Origin of the sequence: Pedobacter hiemivivus (assembly GCF_005144565.1) — a bacterium.
GTDB classification, from domain to species: domain Bacteria; phylum Bacteroidota; class Bacteroidia; order Sphingobacteriales; family Sphingobacteriaceae; genus Pedobacter; species Pedobacter hiemivivus.
In genome coordinates this window covers 888,179-904,320 of record NZ_SWDX01000001.1, presented here as the reverse complement: position 1 = coordinate 904,320, position 16,142 = coordinate 888,179, and the positions used below count along the sequence as shown (strand labels likewise).

The following is a 16,142-nucleotide window of genomic DNA, read 5'->3' as shown; positions in this document are numbered from 1 at the left end:
GAGGTTAAAACTGTATAATTTTAGGTTTGGTCTGCACGATAGCTTCTATACGATCCATGACCTCATCGGTAAGCAAGGGTAACACTTCTAAAGCGGTTAAGTTTTCGTCCAACTGTTCTGTTTTTGAAGCGCCCAAAATAACAGTACTTACATGCGGATTTTTAAGGCACCATGCCAGGGAAAGTTTAGCTAAGGACACATCTAGCGCATCAGCTAAAGTTTGCAATTGTTCTGCCTTCTTTAACTTTTCTTCATTCAAAACCGCATCTTTTAACCACTCCATCCCTTTCAGTTCCAACCGGGTATCCTTCGTTTTCTTAGCTGTATACTTACCGGAGAGCAATCCAGAAGCCAATGGTGACCAAACGGTAGCTCCCAATCCGTATTCTTTAAATAACAACAAGTATTCGTTTTCGAGTTTATTACGCTCCATCAAATTATACTGTGGTTGTTCCATGGTAGGCCCAATCAGGTTGTACTGTTTGGCTACCCGTATGGCTTCCATAATCTCAGCGGCATCCCACTCCGATGTTCCCCAATAAAGGATCTTACCTTGCTGCAAAAGCGTATTCATCGCCCACACAGTTTCCTCTATAGGTGTGTTTCTGTCCGGACGGTGGCAAAAATAGAGATCCAGGTAATCAACCTGTAATCTTGACAAGGCTCCATTACAAGCTTCAATGACGTGTTTACGGGACAGTCCTACCCTATTTGGTCCTTTATCTACGGTTCCAAAAAAGACTTTACTGGAAAGTACGAAAGACTCACGCTCCCATTTGTGTGCTTTTAATATCTTCCCCATTACGATTTCCGACTTTCCGGCAGCATATCCCTCTGCATTATCGAAGAAGTTAACCCCAGCATCATAAGCGATCCCCATGAGGTCGTCTGCAGTTTTATCACTAATCTGATGCCCAAAAGTAAGCCAACTACCTAAAGACAATGCACTTACCTGCAATCCAGATTTCCCTAAATGCCTATATTCCATTTTAAATTGTTTTATGGTCAATAATGCGTCCCCTATAAACGAACTAATGTAAAACAGCAATGTTGAGTTTAAGTTTTCACAAAAAAAGGATGACCTGTTTCTCAGTAACTATATTTACCTTTATATGATGCTGAAGTTTACTCCTATGAATACTTACCTACTGATATCCTTAGGGTTGTTATTGAGTTGTGGTACAGTAAAAAACACTGGCACAACTGCTATGGACCAACAATTGCTAAAAGATGTGGAAATCCTATCTTCTGACAGTTATGAGGGGCGTAAAACGAATACCAAGGGAGCTGAAATGGCAAGAGTTTATCTCGCTGATAGACTTAAGTCAATAGGCCTAACACCCTTCCCTCAGCTAGCTGGTTATGAACAGCCTTTTTCTTTTAAAAATGGCAATAAAGGCCTTATTAATGGAAAAAACATGATTGGTTATATTGAAGGTAAAAGTGACCAGGTGATTGTCATTTCTGCGCATTATGACCATATAGGAGTCATCAACAACCAAATCTACAACGGAGCTGACGACAACGCCTCAGGTGTTGCTGCGTTGCTAAAGTTTGCTGCTTATTATAAAGATCACAAACCCAATCATACTTTAATTTTCGCTGCTTTTGATGCTGAGGAAATGGGCTTGCAAGGTGCTAAAGCATTTGTTGCCAACCCACCTGGAAAACTGGATAAAATTATCATGAACATCAATATGGACATGATCAGTCACAATGATAAAGGAGAGCTTTATGCTTGTGGCACTTTTAAATATCCCTCATTGAAAAATTACTTCTATACTACCAACCCTAAATTGAAGGTATTATTTGGACATGATGACCCAAAACTTGGACATAACGACTGGACCAACCAGAGTGATCATTCGGCTTTTAATGACAAGAATATTCCTTTTATTTATTTTGGTGTAGAAGACCATAAAGATTATCACAAGGCAAGTGATGAATATCAGAATATTAATAAAACGTTCTTTATCGATGCCAGCAACTCTATTCTAGAGATCATTAACAACATCGATAAAGAACGTGATATACAACAGCTATTTCGCGAAAAGCTGCAAATGAAAAAACAATAAGACTTAAAATTCTATATCCAACAAACTGTTTAATGGAATATGTATTCCGCTTTTCAATTGAAGATAGTCTGCTGTAACCGACCATACTGTTGTTGAAACAGTCCTCGGTCCTTCTTTGGTATTGAATGTAATGTCTGCCTTAGATTTAAACTCATTTCCCAATCGTTGGGCAGCATTTAATTTATCTCTTAATTCTTCGGTATGATTCTGATCAGCATGAATGATTTGGCTGATGTCTATCGCTTCTTTCTCTATTAATTCCCCTAACATAATAATATTGGCTAAAATCTTAACTAAACGTGCTTTTAATCTATTAAAATACAATAAAACAAAAAAACATCACACTTCAAAGCGATTTACGCAATTGTGTCAATAATATTTCAGAAGAAATTATTTTAAACCTTTTCGTGTTTCAATCATTCCTACAAATTCGCTATTTGGATCTAATGGTATAAAATTCGCACTATTAAATGGTACACTTTGCACAGTCACACCTCTAGCGTCCACTGAGCTCGTTTTATTAGAAGCTACTGTTGCCGCTCCTGGCACAAGTACATTAAGCGCCAAAGCCGTGTAACTATCCCGTTCATCGCCAAATGGATAAGTAGGCGTATCATTAGTACTTGTCACATCAGGAACCATCCCGCTATAATAGCCGCCTTCATTATTCGAGTTTCGGGTCTCAAAAAGAGACATAAACACTTCATACCTATTCTGAAGAACAATTGGAAAAAAGCCTACCGGCTTTCCGTAAGTAGTAGTACCTACTAACTTTACATTAAGATAGGGCTTCAACGAATTGATTAGTAATTCACTTGCTGATGCTGTACTTCCAGAAACAATAAACACGACATTATTTACGCCATTCACACTTCCTTTTTTATTAAAATAGGTGTTATTAACCGCTGCTGTTGACGAATAATCGAGATCTGCATAGGTTAACATTACACCATTCCTATACCGTATCTTTCCTGCAGCATCTAGCAATGGTTGTTTGGCCAGAATTGTCGCCTTACCACTTTGCATGGTAGAATTATAGATTTCGGTATACATTTTCTTTCCTGATAAACTTGGAGGTGAAATTAAATTGGCAAGATAAGTCGCCGATTCTATGTATCCCCCACCGTTGTATCTTAGGTCAATAATTAAGTCTGTAACACCTTGTGTGGCAAAATCAGCAAAAACAGGGTCTAAGCTCAGATCACTTGGCGTATCAAAATTAGTCAATGCAGAAAATCTTGCATAAGACAAGTAGCCTATTTTTCTTCCAGATTTAATGATCACCTTTGAAGCATATACAGGGCTACTTTTATAGGATGCTTTAGTTAATGCTAAATTAAAAGGCGCATTATCCGCGTAATTATTACCAGTAAGCGTCACTGATGACGCATCCATCGATGCCAGAACGTTACTAGCCTCACTGTCGTAACTAGCGCCTATTGAAGCGCCATTCACCGTTTTAATTACCCAGCCGCGTTTTACGCCTGCTTTATCTGCCGGAGAGCCAGGGTATACTGCCGTAACAAATAATAAGTAAGGCCTGGGAGCAACATTGCTTGTTAAATAAAAAACCGCACGAATACCAATATCATTTCCATTTCCAGCCAAATCTACCGCAGCCTCGGCCCCTGGAGTACTGCTAATTGGCTGTGGATTATTTGATAAAATATCATTTATATAGGAATACTTAGTACTTGACGGATTAGTGGAACTATACTCGTAAGGTTTTCCTGTTGATGGATTTATTTTAAACCTGGTAATGTCAAAAAGCTCTTGATTATACCCATTAATGTCTGGCGATGTTTTATACCTTCTTGGATCAAAGGCATCATAAGAAGGCAATGCATCATTCCAGAAGTAGATTTGCTGGGCATACAGAAACAATGAATCGTTTGTAAGGAACGTTCTATCTGTTGTAGGCGTTTGTTTAGTATTTGGACCAAGAACTAGAGGTACAACAGCGGGAGCCTGTTCTGGCTCTACTTTAGATTTTCTACATGCTGCGAAAGACACAATAACAAGCAGCATTATGAGGAAATTTGGTTTCCTCGACCATATGATGGATTTCATTTGAAATATTTTAGTTAAATATACGACTTATTACAAACGTAATTAAACCTTAAATAGTTCATTTACATCCAAATAATCCATTTTATACTTCAAAGCGCTACTTTTTGCAAATTTGGAATTTCCGATTAACAGTACCCTTTCTTTTTTTAACTCCTGCTTTTCTATGATCAATTTCAGTGCATCCTGCTCAGGTTCAAATTCTTCTGTAAAAAAAACAGTAAGATATTTTTCAAGCCCATTCCACTCAGTTTGTTTAATTTTATTGAGTTGAGTAGTCGGATTTCCACTTACCAATAGAAATATTTGTTTGCGTTCTAAAACGATAGATTGCAAGAAATTCAGAACTTCATTGTAGATCAATAATTTAAGCGGCAGGCGTGCGCTATGCAACAGCATATCAAAATTAATCTTGTATTTTTCGGGTATATTGAACTTCTCCGCCGTTTTGGCAAAAATATCATCAGCACTAGCTTTCTCATAAGTTTCCTGCATATACTTAAGCACATCTGCTGCATTAAGCTGTTCTCCATACTCCATAAACTGAGCAAAGAGGTAGTACACTTGCAAGAAGTAATCTTTCTCAGGGAAGATTACATTGTCTAATTCAAAGAAAAAGGAATCCTTTTCTTGTAGGTATTTTTCAAAAATCATTATAATGCTGTCGATTTGTTTGTATCAGTTAGCTTCAGGATATCGATATTAAATTCCTTAAACAACACGCTTGACTTTAGTAATTCTTCTATTTCAAAATCATTCAAGGCCAATATGGCATCTGCGCCTTCATTTAAACAATGATTTAACAAGTTATGTGCAATGATGTCGTCATTCCGTTCGCCAAGGGAAAGGAATTTATAAGTTGCCGATGGAAAACTTGGCATATCGCCATAATCGGCAAGTATGATAGTGTCTGAAGTAAACTGTTTAGCTTGTTTTAAAGCTTGGGCCGACTTCCCGCCTGTGATTAATATCCTCATATAATTAAGCCATCTTTCATGGTCACAACCCTGTCGCTTATTTTTGCCAGGTCTTCATTGTGGGTTACAATAACAAATGTTTGTTGAAAATTATCACGAAGGGTGATAAAGAATTCGTGCAAAGCGTTAGCATTTGCAGAATCTAAATTGCCGGAAGGCTCATCGGCAAGGATGATAGCAGGGTTATTGATTAATGCTCTTGCGACTGCAATACGTTGCTGCTCGCCCCCAGACATTTGATTTGGCTTATGATCTGCCCTATCTTTTAATCCCAACAGCTCAAGCAATTCCATAGCGCGGTGCTCGGCTTGTTTCTTTGCTGTTTTGGCTATAAAAGCCGGAATACAGATATTTTCAAGCGCCGTAAACTCTGGTAACAAGTGGTGAAACTGGAAGACGAAACCTATATTACGATTCCGAAAAACGCTAAGCAACTCGCCCGAAAGCTTGCTCACCGTTGTTCCTTTCAACTCCACTTCTCCATGATCAGGTTTATCTAAGGTTCCAAGAATATGTAAAAGTGTGCTTTTACCTGCTCCTGAGGCCCCTATAATACTTACAATCTCACCTTTTGACACTTCAAAATCCACACCTTTTAATATAGGCAGATTTCCATAAGCTTTTTTTATACCTGTGGCTTTTAGCATAGATGCAAACTTACAAAAACATCACGCAAGGTTAAACAAATATGCCAGAACAAATAATCTTAAATATTATTTGGAATATAATCAATATAAACTAACTTTGAAAAACAAAGTACTTTCAGAATGAACAACCAAGAAGAACAACTCAGTGCATTGAACGACATCAAAAAGTTGATGGATCGTTCATCCAGATTTATTTCTTTAAGCGGATTATCAGGTGTTTTTGCTGGTTTTACGGCCTTAGTTGGTGCTTATCTTGCCCATCTGGAGATAGCGAATTTTATAAACGCTGCTAATGAATATAGTTATACGGAACTGGATCTGGAATTTAACCTCCTTAAAATTGGCTTTGGTGTTTTACTTGTTGCCCTGATTGGGGGCTTATTACTCACATTTAGACAAAGCAGAAAAAAGAAGCTCCCGTTTTGGGACAGAACCACCAAAAATCTATTGCTAAACTTAGCTATCCCATTGGTTTCGGGAGGACTGTTTATTATCGCCTTACTTCTTGTTCACCCCGGTACCTACGGATTAATTGCACCTTCTTGCTTAGTTTTTTACGGATTAGCCTTAATTAACGCCAGTAAATACACTTATACGGATATTCGTTTTTTAGGCTTCTGTGAAATTATCCTTGGATTGATCGCTATGTTTTATATCGGCTATGGCCTTTATTTCTGGGCTATTGGTTTTGGTATTCTTCATATCTTCTACGGTATGTTGATGTACTTTAAATATGAAAGGGGGAATTAATGAAAAACCCTATAGAAGCTCTTAACAAGATATTCGACAGCCGGATCAGACTGGGCGTAATGTCGATACTGATAGTTAATGACAGCATTAGTTTTAATGAACTAAAACAATTACTGGAGCTAACTGATGGCAACCTTGCCTCCCATTTGAACACCTTGGAGCAGGCGGGATACTTAAAAGTTCAAAAATCATTTATAGGCAAAAAAACAAACACAACATATATCATTACAGAGCTTGGCAGACATGCATTTAAAGCGCATTTAGATGCTTTAGAGAAAATGATTAAGGGCATCTAATTTTTTTTACACTTACACTTTGAAATACAAAGCACTTTCAACAACTAAATAAAATGAAACCATCATGAGTAAACTCTCGCAAACAGCAACAAATATTACTCATGATAGCTTCATAACCATTAAAAATCAAATTATATTCTGATGAAAAATAAATCTAACTTCTTAGTCCTATCAACCTTTTTTGGGGGATTATTGTTCAACTATCTGTTTTGGACAGAAAGATTAGCATTGAATCTTTTAATTTATAGCCTCTACATCCTTACCATCACCTATTTCAATAAGGATATTACCAAAAGCTACAAGTTTAAGATCTATGCAACCGCACATCTGTTAGCGGCAATTTTAGTGGTTATTAACAATTCTGATTTGACAATTGTCAGTTATTACATCAGCTTAATTTTGTTCGTCGGTTTTAGCCACTACCCCCAAATCAGAACTGTATTTACCGCCGTTATTGCGACCGCTTTGCAATTTATTACACTACCATTTAACTTTATTCAAAGTTTAGCGACAGTTAGTATTGGTAAATTTAATCTGAAACCGATTTTAAAATTTGCCAAATATGTTTTCATTCCAATAATAATAGTCACGTTTTTCACCGTTATTTACATGGTGGCAAATGAAGTTTTTGCACATTACGTGGATACCTTCGTCTTAAATATATCCAACTTTCTAGGTAACATCTTTAGTTTCTTTTTCAAAGACATCACGCTAGTTCGCTTTCTACACTTCTGTCTTGGAGCGATAGTAACTGGTGGTTTAGTCTTTACTTTTTTCAATCATAATTTGGAAAAAGCCGAATCAAAATGCACGGAAAAATTAGATAGGATCAGAAAAGACCCCAATCGTCATACAATATGGCGTGAAATGATTCAGATATTCAGCCCTAATTTGTTGACTAAAAAACTAGCGCTTAAAACTGAATACATCACGGGCATCATTTCATTTGTAGCTTTAAATCTTTTATTGCTATCCGTAAACCTAATTGATATTACCACATTATGGCTAGGTTATAAACCTTCAGGTAACTTTTCTGCGGATTTACATCAGGGAACTAATGCATTAATTTTCAGCATTATCATGGCAATGGCGGTAATTCTCTATTTTTTTAGAGGAAACCTAAATTTTTACAGCAAAAGCAAAACCTTAAAAGCCCTGGCTTTCGCCTGGATGATCCAGAATTTCATCCTCATCATCTCCGTATTTATCCGTGATGGTTATTATATCGAATATCAAGGTTTAACGCATAAAAGAATTGGTGTATTGGTATTTGCTATACTTTGTGTTATTGGACTAACCACAGTCTACATTAAAATTGCCAAACAAAAAACACTTTTTTATCTATTTAAGATCAATGGACACTTATGGTTTGCCTTGTTACTCCTTTTTAGTACTATAAACTGGGATGTACTCATTGCAAAATACAATATCAATCATACAAACTCTTCTGGTATCGATCTTGACTACCTGTTTTCATTATCAGATAAAACACTACCAATTTTAGATAAAAACAGGTCTAAACTATACGCGACTTCGATCCCGGATCTAAAAAATCCAAAGACTGTATTGCTTACACAAAATGACAAATTTCAAAGACGGCTTGATCGCCGAATCGGTTACTTCGCCGAGCGGTATCAAAAAGTAAGCTGGTTATCCTGGAATATGCCAGATTGGAACACAGCGAAGTACTTTGGACTGAATAAGGAATAAAAGATATGGACATATCAAAAAACAGTTTTTTTTATGCCTTGGGAATTCTGCTCTTTGGAATATTCAAAATTGCATATACTCAAATGGATGCAAATGATTTATTTTTCATCTTGTTGCCTACCGACAAAATTATTTCAGTCCTAACAAATTCGCAAGGATCATTTTTAAATGGTTTAGGATACTTCCATCAAGATCTTAACATCTTAATAGAGAAGTCCTGCTCTGGATTTAATTTCTTAATTCTCAGCTTCATTATAGGTTATTTTATTAGTATAAATCATTTTCACAGTAGAAGGAGCAAGTACCTTTTAATCCCCTTAAGCCTTTTGTTAAGTTGGATCCTTACACTATTTGTAAATACCTCAAGAATCATCATCGCCATTCTCCTAAATAAGTTGATAAAACCTCAGCTACAAGTTGGCACCTGGTTGCATCAGGCAGAAGGAACATTTGTATACCTATTTTTTCTCATTCTATTCTATAAAACACTGAATTATCTGCTCACCAAATATTCTCCTATAAATGAAAAACTTGCTTAATTCAAGGTGGTTATTGTTAATAAACATCCTCCCTGTAACGGTATTGCTTATAATTTTTTTTAGCAATTATAAAATCATTGAAGGTCTTTTAACTGCTGAAAGTAAGACTTTATGGTGTAAATTTTCTTTAGCCCTAATCACTTTAACCTGTCTTCAATTAGGCTACATCATTTTTTGCGTGATTAAGAAAAAGAACATTTCTATACTTTATGCCCTGTTAGCTCTGGTTTTCTATATTTCTTTGCTCTATTGTTATGCAGAATACAGCAACATAGTTATCCCAAACAATATTCCAAATTGGATGATATCTTCAGAAGCCATCTTTTATCCTGGAACTTTTTTAATGCCAACTTTGGCGCATGCTCTTTTTGTATTGGTTGTTCTTTCAAGCCCCAAACCTAAAACAATCAATATATGGCACAACTTTATATACGGAATATCGGTTCCAATAGCTAGTTACTTGTTTATTCAAATTATTCTACCGCTATGGCAAAATCCAGAAAATTCTTTTGGAACCCATATCTTAATCATCTTATCTATAGTAGCATCGACATTATTTTTATTCTTCATTTGTAGAGCGATTTACAACTTAACCAACTTACAATCAGATTGGCTATTAAAACACGCTATTTATTGGAAAATAATCATTGCTTTAGGGTTGCCTTTACTTGGACTTTGCTTTAACAACGGTCTAATTTCAATGAAATATGGATTAGGCGAATCCATTTTTGGAAACTTTAAACATCCTTGGTTTTACATTATTGCTAGCATAAATGGAATACTAGTTTGTTTGCCACCATTTAAAAATAACATCTATCGTTTAATTCGCTTTTTTGGATTGTTAATCTGTTTTCCTTATACCATTTACTTCTTCTTAATATTCCTACCTTATTTACCGCTTGCCATTATCGCTGTTATCGCTATAGGAATAGGCTTTTTGATGCTAGCCCCTTTATTTTTGTTCATTCTTCAAACTAATGAGCTTTACAAAGAGCTCCAATATCTAAAACAAAACTATTCTCTAACAAAAATTACTATCGGAATCATTGCCTTTTTAAGTACCATACCACTTACTATTACGTGCTTTAATTTGAGAGATAAAATAATTTTAAACAATGCATTGGAATATGTTTATAGTCCTGATTACTCGAAAAGCTATTCTGTTGATCGAGAATCACTATCTAATGTACTGACGATTATCAAGCAAAATAAAGGTCGCGACACATCCTTTTCTAATGACAACACGCCTTTTATCACCCCATACTATAATTGGCTCGTCTTAAACAACATGATTTTATCTGACGTAAAAATTAACACTTTAGAGCAGGTATTTTTTGGGGAAACGATCAAACAAACAACTGCTGTTCAAAATAGCTTCATTAGCACAATTAAGCTATCGAAAGTAAAAAGCACGAGCATATTTGATGAAAAACAACAAGCATGGATAAGTTCGATAGATTTAGAATTAACAAATCCTGATTCAACAAACTTAGCTAGCTATGAAACAGAATTTACTTTACCTGAAGGATGCTGGATTAGCAATTACTACCTTGATATCGAGAATAGAAGAGAACACGGAATACTGGCCGAAAAAAAATCAGCGCTTTGGATTTTTTCGCAGATTAGAAATGAGAACCGCGACCCCGGAATTTTATACTATCTGACAGGAAATAAAATTGCATTTAAAATATTTCCATTCGCAGCCAAAGAAGTAAGAAAAAGTGGGATAACTTTTATTCATAAAGAGCCCGTTACTTTAAATTTTGATGGAGAAACTGTTTCCATGGGCAATACCCGCCCTAATAATCCCACTAAGGCGGAAACAATTAACAATACTTTTTATATACCTGCAAATGAAAAAATCAAATTACAATTGGTTAAGCGCAAGCCCATATACCATTTAATTATTGACGTCTCTAAAGACAAAGCAAAAAACATTAGAAGTTACTGCACTAGAATTGAGAATTTTATAATCAACAATCACATTAAAAAAGAGGATATCAGACTTCAGCTGACAAATTCCTATTCTACTGAAAGTCTAATGAGCGAAGGTTGGAAAACCAAGCTAAGCAGGCAGCCATTTGCCGGTGGATTTTATCTTGAAGGCACTATTAAAAAAATTCTGGCGAATAACTACAAAAATAACGATTGTACATTTCCAATCATGATTGTACTTACCAATAGCTTAGAAAACGCAATTGTGCAAAATGACTTTTCAGATTTTAAAATAACATATCCCGAAAATTCAAACTTCTACGAGCTAGATGATAACCATAAACTATGGATACATACTTTAAGTACAAATCCAAAGTCAAGACTATCTTCGGCCACAACAGTCTCAAATTCAATTCCAGTATATGCCTGGCCAAATGCTAAAAATCCCATTGCTTATTTACCAAATGATAATCAGCCTTCTATAGTCATTGGCACTAAAACCAATACTGATGAGCCACAAACCAAAAAAAAATCATGGATTTCCGGCTTAAACCTTCAAGGCATTTGGATTAGAAACACCTTAAATCCGAGTCCATCTAACCATTCTCATTTTAAACTGGTTAAACAAAGCATAATAAGCGGAATATTATCTCCGTCGACTTCATTTATCGTTGTAGAAAATAAAGCACAAAAGATGGCTTTATTAAAAAAGCAAAAGCAGATTCTATCCGGGAATAAAAATCTGGATCCTGATGAAGAAACTCAAAGTATGGCTGAACCAAACCTGTATCTTTTGATGGCCTTATTATTGGCTATTTCCATCTACAGATTCAAAAAAACTATTTTTTATGCTCCCTAGCCCTTGCAAAACAGTTGTTAGATTCTGTCTAAACCCTACTCAAATCGTGAGTGGGGTTCTGCAAGGGAAGTTTATGTAGAATTAAACCTTTCATTTCTAAAAAAACGCAATCGCTATTTGTTTAAAGGCTTTTGAAGTTGTAGATTTGAACAAATTTTTTCAGCATAATGAATATCCACGAATATCAAGGTAAAGAAATACTTAAAAGTTTTGGAGTAGCCGTACAAGAAGGTGTAGTAGCCGACACGGTAGAGCAGGCTGTAGAAGCTGCTAAAAAAATGAAAACCGATTACAATTCTGACTGGGTTGTGATTAAAGCTCAAATCCACGCTGGTGGACGCGGTAAAGGTGGAGGCGTAAAATTAGCCAAAAACCTGGATGAGGTGAGAGAAAGAGCTACCGCTATTTTAGGTATGCAATTGGTAACTCCTCAAACCGGTCCTGAAGGAAAGAAGGTTAACAAAATTTTAGTTGCGCAGGATGTTTACTATCCAGGAGCTTCAGAAACCAAAGAATTTTATGTTAGTGTGTTGTTAAACCGTTCAACCGGAAGAAACATCATCATGTACTCTACCGAAGGTGGAATGGACATTGAAGAGGTTGCTGAACACACTCCACACTTGATCTTCAAAGAAGAAATCGACCCTAAAGTTGGTTTGCAAGGATTTCAGGCACGTAAAATCGCTTTCAACTTAGGTTTAAGCGGTGGCGCTCATAAAGAAATGGTAAAATTTGTTACCGCTCTTTATAAAGCATACGACAGCACTGATTCTGCTATGTTTGAAATCAACCCTGTATTAAAAACATCTGATGATAAAATCATCGCCGTTGATGCTAAAGTAGATTTAGATGAAAACGCTTTGTTCCGTCATCCGAACTACGCAGCAATGCGTGATAAATTGGAAGAAGATCCTACTGACGTAGAAGCAAGTGAATCAAACCTTAACTATGTAAAACTTGACGGTAACGTTGGTTGTATGGTTAATGGTGCTGGTTTAGCTATGGCGACTATGGACATCATTAAAATTGCTGGTGGTGAGCCTGCTAACTTCCTTGATGTAGGTGGAACTGCAAATGCACAAACTGTTAAAGCTGGTTTTAACATTATCCTTAAGGATCCAAATGTAAAAGCCATCTTAATTAACATCTTTGGTGGTATTGTTCGTTGTGACCGTGTTGCACAAGGTGTTATTGATGCTTATAATGAAATCGGTGATGTTCCGGTTCCTATCATCTGCCGTCTACAAGGTACAAATGCTGTAGAAGCCAAAAAACTGATCGATGAGTCAGGATTGAAAGTTTACTCAGCTATCGCATTGCAAGATGCTTCTGACTTAGTAACTAAAGTATTAGCAAACTAATACAACGGTTTTTTACCGTAATCATATTAAAAAAGCTACCTCCACAAGGGGTAGCTTTTTTTTGTCTCAAAAAATCAACACAATTCCCTCCATTTCGTCGAGACAATGGGCTAGCTGGTCGTTCATTTCTTAACGTTTGTCTATTTCCTTCTAACTACTGCAACGTATTCGGATTAATGATGTCTTAATAATATCTGATTTAGATAATCCGACAACACAAATCCGCTAGTTATGAAAACGACTATACCCTTCACCATCCTATTCACTATTCTTTTTTCTTTAAGCAATGCAAATGCACAAGGAATCAATCTTACAGGTGAAATAGCAGGCAAAGTACTGGATGAAAAACAAGCCGCATTTCCATATGCTTCTGTTAGCCTATTAAATGCCAAGGATTCGACATTAGTAAAAGGAACACTAAGCAATGACAGCGGCAACTATCTACTAACAACCATCAAACAGGGTGCTTATCTGATCGCTATCTATGTAGTTGGCTACAAAAAAGCTTATAAAGGTCCTTATACCATTACAGCCACAAATCAATCACATAAACTTGATGCTACACAACTAAATCAGGACAGCAAACAACTAAAAGGTGTTGAAATTCTGAGACAAAAACCGTTAATAGAGCGCATGATCGATAAAACTGTAATTAATGTGGAAAACAGCACCCTAACCACGGGTAACTCCGCACTTGACATCCTGGAGAAACTACCTGGTGTAACTGTGGATAAAGACGGAAAGGTTAGTCTGAAAGGCAAGCAAGGGGTAAACATTATGCTTGACGGCAAGCCTACTTATCTATCCTCAGAGCAATTAGCCAATCTATTGCGCACCACAGAAGGAAGTGCTATCCAATCTATTGAATTGATTCCTAACCCTTCAGCAAAATATGATGCTGCAGGTAATTCAGGGATTATAAACATCAAGTTAAAAAAGAACCAAAACTACGGCACCAATGGGGCTGTAGATGCCGGCTTAGGATATGGGAAATATTACAAGGCTAATGGTGGATTAACCTTAAATCATCGGGAGAAAAAGTTTAATATTTTCGGAAACTTTTATTATGGACGCAATAAGAGGTATAGTGGTACTGATATTATGCGAACTAACAATACAGCGACTAACAAAACATATTTTGATCAAACCAATTACAATTTAAGAATCAGAAACAATATCAACTATAAAGGTGGCATTGACTACTTTATAAATGACAAAAACACAATAGGCTTTTCATTTAATGGCTATAAAAGCGATGGTAAAAACGCATCTGATGTATTAACCTTAATTGGCGACCAGCCCTCAAAAACAGACTCCTCAGTAGTGGCAAAAAATCCAAATCACTACAAATACACTGGTATCTCTTACAACCTGAATTACAAAGGAACAATTGATACTCTGGGGCAAGAAATTAGCGTCGATGCCGATTATTCAAATTATACAGGCATGGAAAACAACAATTTCAACAATCGATACCTAGACGCACAGGGACAAACACTAAAACCTGCATATTTATTTAGAAACGCTACACCTACCAAAACAAATATTAAAGCAATAAAAGCGGATTACACCTACCCCATCAATAAAAAAATGAAACTAGAAGTGGGTATAAAATCCAGCTTTGTAAAAACAGACAACAATTTCATATTCGAGAACTTTGAGAACAACGAGTGGATAAACGACAACAAGCGGAGTAATCAATTTCTATATGATGAAAATATTAATGCTGTATATAGTAATCTGACCAGGAAATTTAAAATGACATCGGTACAATTAGGACTTAGAGCTGAACAAACCAATTCAAAAGGGAACTCTATCACAGACAATAAGATTGTAAGCAGACATTATATCAACCTATTTCCTAGTGTTTTTATAAACCAAACACTTTCTAAAGATCATGATATGGGTTTTTCATACAGTAGAAGAATAGATAGACCAGACTATGAATCTCTTAATCCATTTGTGGATTATCTTGACTTATACTCCTACCGATTTGGAAACCCTTTCTTAAAACCTCAGTACACCAATTCCTTCGAAGTGTCTTACACATACAAAAAGAATTTAAACATCACATTTGGCTACAGCCGCACTACAGACGTAATTTCTAATGTTTTATTAACTGATACAATCAAAAAAACAATTTTTATATCCAACGAAAACCTCGCTACTCAAGATTCATATAACATGAATATCACTTATCCAATAAAAATTACCAATTGGTGGAATAGTAGTAATAATCTGAATGTGTATTACAATAAATACAGAACTCCAGATCTTTTGGGTAGCCCATATGAAAGTGGGAAAATTGCCTTTCACCTGAATACGACTCAAACTATTACTTTAAACTCAACTACCAATGTAGAACTTTCTGGCAACTACGAATCTAAACAAGTCGCTGGAACCCTATTATTAGATCCTCAATACAATGTAGATTTTGGAGTTAAAAAATCGCTGATGGATAAGAAAATGGACATCAAGCTAGCTGTAAATGATGTATTTAAAACACAAGGAACTAAAATCACCAGCGCCATACCTTCTCAACATTATGTAATCAAAGAAAGGTGGGAAAGCCGGATATTTCGTTTATCCTGCACTTATCGATTCGGAAGTAAAGACATTAAAGCTGCAACTAAGCGCTCAAGCAGTTCAGAAGCAGAAGAAAAAAGAGTTAAATCTGGCGGCTAAAAAATAAGAGGCCTACATCCATCCAGATGTAGGCCTCTCTAACCAAATATAAATTAAACGAGCATTACAAATATAGCGATATATTCTAAAAACAAGCAATAAAATAAATAAAATTCAATATTATTTTCAATAAATAGCAATAAAAACCATAAAAACTGATAAAAATCAAGACAAAAACACACATAAACACAAAATACACCAACAAAACACAAATAAAATCATAAACAAATAACACAAAACA

14 protein-coding genes are annotated in these 16,142 nt (G+C 35.9%); 8 read left to right on the top strand and 6 right to left on the bottom strand.

The window, feature by feature from the left end; all coding sequences use genetic code 11:
- Positions 1-4: 4 nt before the first annotated feature.
- Positions 5-988 (bottom strand): potassium channel beta subunit family protein, encoded by a 984-nt coding sequence (locus tag FBD94_RS03495; protein ID WP_136879072.1) that lies wholly within the window; start codon positions 986-988, stop codon positions 5-7.
- 124 nt (positions 989-1,112) lie between these two features.
- Here FBD94_RS03495 and FBD94_RS03490 point away from each other — a divergent pair, with 124 nt between their 5' ends.
- Positions 1,113-2,075, top strand: a complete 963-nt coding sequence (locus tag FBD94_RS03490; protein ID WP_235884358.1) for a M20/M25/M40 family metallo-hydrolase — start codon at positions 1,113-1,115, stop codon at positions 2,073-2,075.
- A 3-nt stretch (positions 2,076-2,078) separates the two neighbouring features.
- On the opposite strand, the gene FBD94_RS03485 is transcribed toward FBD94_RS03490, so the two are convergent.
- From FBD94_RS03485 to FBD94_RS03465, 5 genes are all read right to left on the bottom strand, one after another.
- Entirely contained in the window at positions 2,079-2,345 is a 267-nt protein-coding gene (locus FBD94_RS03485; RefSeq protein ID WP_169472200.1) for a hypothetical protein, read from the bottom strand.
- A gap of 120 nt (positions 2,346-2,465) precedes the next feature.
- On the bottom strand, positions 2,466-4,145 hold the full coding sequence (locus tag FBD94_RS03480; protein WP_131609755.1) for a S41 family peptidase: 1,680 nt from the start codon (positions 4,143-4,145) through the stop codon (positions 2,466-2,468).
- A gap of 42 nt (positions 4,146-4,187) precedes the next feature.
- Positions 4,188-4,796 carry an HAD hydrolase-like protein gene (locus FBD94_RS03475; RefSeq protein ID WP_136879071.1) on the bottom strand — a complete coding sequence of 203 codons (609 nt, stop codon included), beginning with the start codon at positions 4,794-4,796 and terminating at the stop codon, positions 4,188-4,190.
- On the bottom strand, positions 4,796-5,119 hold the full coding sequence (locus FBD94_RS03470; protein ID WP_131609752.1) for a hypothetical protein: 324 nt from the start codon (positions 5,117-5,119) through the stop codon (positions 4,796-4,798). The genes FBD94_RS03475 and FBD94_RS03470 overlap by 1 nt, the downstream gene beginning before the upstream one ends.
- Entirely contained in the window at positions 5,116-5,766 is a 651-nt protein-coding gene (locus FBD94_RS03465; RefSeq protein WP_131609750.1) for an ABC transporter ATP-binding protein, read from the bottom strand. Before FBD94_RS03465 ends, FBD94_RS03470 begins: the two co-directional genes overlap by 4 nt.
- A gap of 120 nt (positions 5,767-5,886) precedes the next feature.
- Here FBD94_RS03465 and FBD94_RS03460 point away from each other — a divergent pair, with 120 nt between their 5' ends.
- The 7 genes from FBD94_RS03460 (at position 5,887) to FBD94_RS03430 (ending at position 15,901) form a co-directional block, all read left to right on the top strand.
- Entirely contained in the window at positions 5,887-6,516 is a 630-nt protein-coding gene (locus FBD94_RS03460; RefSeq protein ID WP_136879070.1) for a hypothetical protein, read from the top strand.
- Entirely contained in the window at positions 6,516-6,812 is a 297-nt protein-coding gene (locus tag FBD94_RS03455; protein ID WP_136879069.1) for a winged helix-turn-helix domain-containing protein, read from the top strand. The genes FBD94_RS03460 and FBD94_RS03455 overlap by 1 nt, the downstream gene beginning before the upstream one ends.
- 141 nt (positions 6,813-6,953) lie before the next feature.
- Positions 6,954-8,522 (top strand): DUF4153 domain-containing protein, encoded by a 1,569-nt coding sequence (locus FBD94_RS03450; protein ID WP_136879068.1) that lies wholly within the window; start codon positions 6,954-6,956, stop codon positions 8,520-8,522.
- A 5-nt stretch (positions 8,523-8,527) separates the two neighbouring features.
- Positions 8,528-9,061 carry an exosortase K gene (gene xrtK / locus FBD94_RS26550; RefSeq protein WP_136879067.1) on the top strand — a complete coding sequence of 178 codons (534 nt, stop codon included), beginning with the start codon at positions 8,528-8,530 and terminating at the stop codon, positions 9,059-9,061.
- Positions 9,045-11,855 carry an MSEP-CTERM sorting domain-containing protein gene (locus FBD94_RS03440; protein ID WP_136879066.1) on the top strand — a complete coding sequence of 937 codons (2,811 nt, stop codon included), beginning with the start codon at positions 9,045-9,047 and terminating at the stop codon, positions 11,853-11,855. The genes xrtK and FBD94_RS03440 overlap by 17 nt, the downstream gene beginning before the upstream one ends.
- Positions 11,856-12,022: 167 nt before the next feature.
- Positions 12,023-13,216, top strand: a complete 1,194-nt coding sequence (gene sucC / locus FBD94_RS03435; protein ID WP_131609740.1) for an ADP-forming succinate--CoA ligase subunit beta — start codon at positions 12,023-12,025, stop codon at positions 13,214-13,216.
- 231 nt (positions 13,217-13,447) lie between these two features.
- Complete coding sequence (locus tag FBD94_RS03430) at positions 13,448-15,901, top strand: TonB-dependent receptor domain-containing protein (RefSeq protein ID WP_136879065.1); 2,454 nt, start codon at positions 13,448-13,450, stop codon at positions 15,899-15,901.
- Positions 15,902-16,142: the final 241 nt, after the last annotated feature.

What these genes read in the sequence shown, in the direction of transcription:
- FBD94_RS03495 (WP_136879072.1), bottom strand. Translation starts at nt 988, where the DNA reads ATGGAATATAGGCATTTAGGGAAATCTGGATTGCAGGTAAGTGCATTG.
- FBD94_RS03490 (WP_235884358.1), top strand. Translation starts at nt 1,113, where the DNA reads ATGATGCTGAAGTTTACTCCTATGAATACTTACCTACTGATATCCTTA.
- FBD94_RS03485 (WP_169472200.1), bottom strand. Translation starts at nt 2,345, where the DNA reads ATGTTAGGGGAATTAATAGAGAAAGAAGCGATAGACATCAGCCAAATC.
- FBD94_RS03480 (WP_131609755.1), bottom strand. Translation starts at nt 4,145, where the DNA reads ATGAAATCCATCATATGGTCGAGGAAACCAAATTTCCTCATAATGCTG.
- FBD94_RS03475 (WP_136879071.1), bottom strand. Translation starts at nt 4,796, where the DNA reads ATGATTTTTGAAAAATACCTACAAGAAAAGGATTCCTTTTTCTTTGAA.
- FBD94_RS03470 (WP_131609752.1), bottom strand. Translation starts at nt 5,119, where the DNA reads ATGAGGATATTAATCACAGGCGGGAAGTCGGCCCAAGCTTTAAAACAA.
- FBD94_RS03465 (WP_131609750.1), bottom strand. Translation starts at nt 5,766, where the DNA reads ATGCTAAAAGCCACAGGTATAAAAAAAGCTTATGGAAATCTGCCTATA.
- FBD94_RS03460 (WP_136879070.1), top strand. Translation starts at nt 5,887, where the DNA reads ATGAACAACCAAGAAGAACAACTCAGTGCATTGAACGACATCAAAAAG.
- FBD94_RS03455 (WP_136879069.1), top strand. Translation starts at nt 6,516, where the DNA reads ATGAAAAACCCTATAGAAGCTCTTAACAAGATATTCGACAGCCGGATC.
- FBD94_RS03450 (WP_136879068.1), top strand. Translation starts at nt 6,954, where the DNA reads ATGAAAAATAAATCTAACTTCTTAGTCCTATCAACCTTTTTTGGGGGA.
- xrtK (WP_136879067.1), top strand. Translation starts at nt 8,528, where the DNA reads ATGGACATATCAAAAAACAGTTTTTTTTATGCCTTGGGAATTCTGCTC.
- FBD94_RS03440 (WP_136879066.1), top strand. Translation starts at nt 9,045, where the DNA reads ATGAAAAACTTGCTTAATTCAAGGTGGTTATTGTTAATAAACATCCTC.
- sucC (WP_131609740.1), top strand. Translation starts at nt 12,023, where the DNA reads ATGAATATCCACGAATATCAAGGTAAAGAAATACTTAAAAGTTTTGGA.
- FBD94_RS03430 (WP_136879065.1), top strand. Translation starts at nt 13,448, where the DNA reads ATGAAAACGACTATACCCTTCACCATCCTATTCACTATTCTTTTTTCT.